Origin of the sequence: Pseudomonas sp. FSL R10-0399 (assembly GCF_009600165.1) — a bacterium.
Lineage (GTDB): Bacteria > Pseudomonadota > Gammaproteobacteria > Pseudomonadales > Pseudomonadaceae > Aquipseudomonas > Aquipseudomonas helleri.
Genome location: NZ_WIWK01000211.1, coordinates 1 through 3,410, shown reverse-complemented (window position 1 = coordinate 3,410; position 3,410 = coordinate 1). Strand labels below are relative to the sequence as shown.

Sequence of the window (3,410 nt, the reverse complement as noted above, 5' to 3'; positions counted from 1 at the left end):
TACTGAGTTCGTGATAGGACATAGTGGCAGCACCGTACCGGAAAGGTCAGGTGTTGCACTCAGTTTTTGCGGCCGCCTAGTTAAAGCGATTGCTAATGAGATGGGCTCATCCCTAGTTGTTGCCCCAAACAAGACTAGAACTTCTGCCGTTTCGCCAGCGCAACCTTCTCCTTCAACACGAACGTCAGTATCGACTGCACATTTGGATGATCGTCCTGGGTGGTTTAATCCCCGCCCAGGCGCCGAGCTTAAGAGTGCGCTGGCCACCAACAAGCCACTCTTCTTATTTATTCCATGGATCGCTGGTCATGGCGATGCTATTTTCGAAAAACTAGATTGCTCTGAAAACTACCTACTGGCAGGTTTAGATCTAGTTCTAAATCTAGACGCTCCTGGCGTTCGCTTGCAGGTTCTTGGGTTCGCGTCTAAGAACCCAGCAGTTTATCGAAAAATGCTGATCAATCGCTTGGTTCCGATCCGGAAAAATATCACAGGCATGTTGTTCACCTTCGATTGGTCGCCAGTCATGCGTATAATCGCATCAGTGTGCGAGGAGTTACAGATCCCGAGGATACTAATCCCCCATGAGTCAGTGTTTGTTGATAGAGATAAATATTACTGGGACGTTGGGTCCCGTGCGTCCACCCCTCTCGCTGACGTAGTGCTAGGATGGGGCGATCTACAAAAAGAAATATTTACTGAGCGAGGTTATCCCGCGGAAAACTTTATCACAGTGGGTGCTCCGAAGTTTGATACGCATTTGAATTATGAGCCAAAACTAAGTCGAGAACAGTTTTGCAATCTTTTTGGGCTTGACCCAGAGCGAAAGATTATATTGTTCGCATCTCAACCTCTCGACTCCCAACTGGATAAGAGAGCAGCCCAGCTCTCTCAACAAATGGCAATCTCTGATCTTCTGGATGTTGCGAAGGATCATACAGCGCAAGTACTTGTTCGGCTGCCACCCAACAAACTGGATATTCTCAGTAAAGAACTGCACGGACTACTATCCCGGGGTGACGGGGCGGTCGACGATGGGGCGTACTATTCAGTCCCCCCAGAAGAGGCTATTTATCACAGCTCTCTAGTCGCCTCTATCAACAGCACAATGCTGTTTGAAGCCCTTCTCATGAAGAGACCGGCGCTCTCCCTAAAATACGTAGAGTTTGATCAGATTTGGACAGCTGCGGGAATACCATCTGTGGGGGATCTCACTGCTTTGAGGCAAGTTTTGCCAGAGCTGTTTTCTGCCCAATGGAGCCCCTCAGAGGAAGGAATGAAATGGGCTGCAATGATGTTCGGAGTGGGCAAGTTCGACGGTCAGGCCGCACAGCGAATTAAGAACTATCTATCCGAAGTATCCGCTAACCCTGACTTTCTTCAGATACGCCCCTCTGCTTTACAGCGGTTATTCAACCGAGAACCAATCGACGTTATGGCGATCCCCAGTCTTGAGGAAACCAGCGCCGGTATACAGATGTACGTTCAACCGATGTTAAAAGCCCGAACACTTCTGAGCTCATTTGCCAAAGAAGCGACAGTCGATAAGTTTTCTTCGGTTGATATATTCTTCCAGTGGGGTATTACCGAGTCGGCGCGCAAAGGTCGCCAGCGAGACTGGGCCAAAAGCCTGGGCAAGCCTGTGGTGTATATAGAGGACGGTTTTATCCGTTCACTTGATATAGGGCTGTCAAAAGAGCCGGGCTTGTCGATCATTCTGGACGACAAAACGTCATACTACGATGCATCCAAAGCTTCGCGTCTTGAGTCTATTTACGAGCATGGGCCTAGCTTGACGAGCGAAGAGAATACTCGAGCCAAAGCGGCTATCCAGCAAATCGTTGCTGCTAGAATATCGAAGTATAATCATGCCCCAGACGTTCCTTTGACCCTTGGACAACCCGGGCGAAAGAAAATTTTGCTGGTGGATCAGCGTTATGGGGATCAGTCGGTGATCTCTGGCATGGCCGATGAGAAGGTCTTCGAACGCATGCTCCAGGATGTACTTAGTCAACGCTCTGACTGCGACATTCTAATAAAACAGCATCCAGATGCGATCAAAGGCGGCAAGTCTAGTTACTTCAATAATGAGCGACTAGCTGTTGCACAATATATGGATAATGTCTATCCCATACTATTTGACATTAACCCCCACGCCCTATTTGACCTCGTCGAAGAAGTATATGTCGTGACGTCGGGGATGGGGTTTGAAGCGTTAATGGCGGGCAAAAAAGTCCACTGCTATGGTATACCTTTTTATGCAGGATGGGGCCTGACAACTGATCAAAATATCCTCAGTCGGCGCAGCAGGCTGAGAAGCCTAGAAGATATTTTCTACTTTGCCTATATCGAAAGCAGCCGTTATTTCCATCCAGATTTAAAACGCTGCGCCGAACTGGAAGATATTGTGGATTATATCGCTAACAAAAAGATAGCCCGTTAGCATCTAGCGCGCCGTTTGAAAATGATTCACAAGCGAGCCTTTGAGGCGATAGTCTCATAGGCTCTTTATATTTTCTCCCGTTGCGCTCCAACCACGCGACTGATCTCGGAGCCCACTTGCCGTAATACGAGGCCTTGGTTTAGCGTGACCTAGCCCGTTCACTTTAGCATGGAAACTTCTTTGGCATAGGCCTGGCAGGCCTGCAGCGCGGTCAGTCCTTGATCGCCGTCGCCGGTGATTCCGATAATTCGTTGAGCATGCGCTGGGTCAAGTTGGGCTCTACGGGCGCCATGAACCACGCCGCCGGGGCTGGTAGTGGCTTGCATTCCGTCACAACTATTTGCGGCGGTGGCGTCGAGTTGGACTGACAGCCGCAGGTCAGCAGTAGCAAGGCGATCACGCAGGCGTGCTTGTTTGGTTTTCTCATCGTTCAAAGCTCGGTAATGGGCTTGGTCGCTGGCTGCCAGCCACTGCTCAAGGGCAAAGCGCTTACCCTGCTCGGCTAGCACTAACGCGGCGTTGGCATTGGCCAGATTTGTGCGCTCGGTTTGGTGGTCGGCTTCCTTCGCGGCCAGTTTCTGGCCGTAGGCGTTGGCTTGCCATGTCCATGCGGCCCACGCGCTGCCCGCCATCAGGGCCAGGAGGATCAATAGCGCCCCGCCCCACTTCATCACGTCGATCTTCACGCCAACACCTTCAGCGCCCGGGCGTACAGTGCCCGCCGATCCGCTACGCCGTTCTGGCCACCATTGATACGCCGAGTGATCGTGTCGAACTTGCCCGCATCAGCCAAAGTGTTCAGGCCTCTACTCGACCAGAACCACGCTGCGGACATACAGGCATGCTGCGGTTTCTCCAGCAGCTCAGGGTGATTGACCAGGTCAAGGCCTAGGGCTTCACCGCACTCGGCGTAGTTTGCCCGGCCGGTTATCTGGATCAGGCCACGACCACGGTACTTCTGACCGTC

General features: G+C 51.4%; 2 protein-coding genes and 1 pseudogene. 1 reads left to right on the top strand and 2 read right to left on the bottom strand.

What is annotated here, in order from left to right; all coding sequences use genetic code 11:
- A pseudogene (locus GHO41_RS28755) lies at positions 1 to 2,443 on the top strand (hypothetical protein); the annotation flags it as partial.
- Positions 2,444 to 2,601: 158 nt separating this feature from the next.
- Here GHO41_RS28755 and GHO41_RS28750 read toward each other — a convergent pair.
- Positions 2,602 to 3,129: a lysis system i-spanin subunit Rz gene (locus tag GHO41_RS28750; RefSeq protein WP_371929068.1), complete on the bottom strand. Its 528-nt coding sequence runs from the start codon at positions 3,127 to 3,129 to the stop codon at positions 2,602 to 2,604.
- A partial coding sequence (locus GHO41_RS28745) for a glycoside hydrolase family 19 protein (protein ID WP_305977956.1) occupies positions 3,126 to 3,410 on the bottom strand: 285 nt, incomplete at its 5' end. The genes GHO41_RS28745 and GHO41_RS28750, both read right to left, overlap by 4 nt.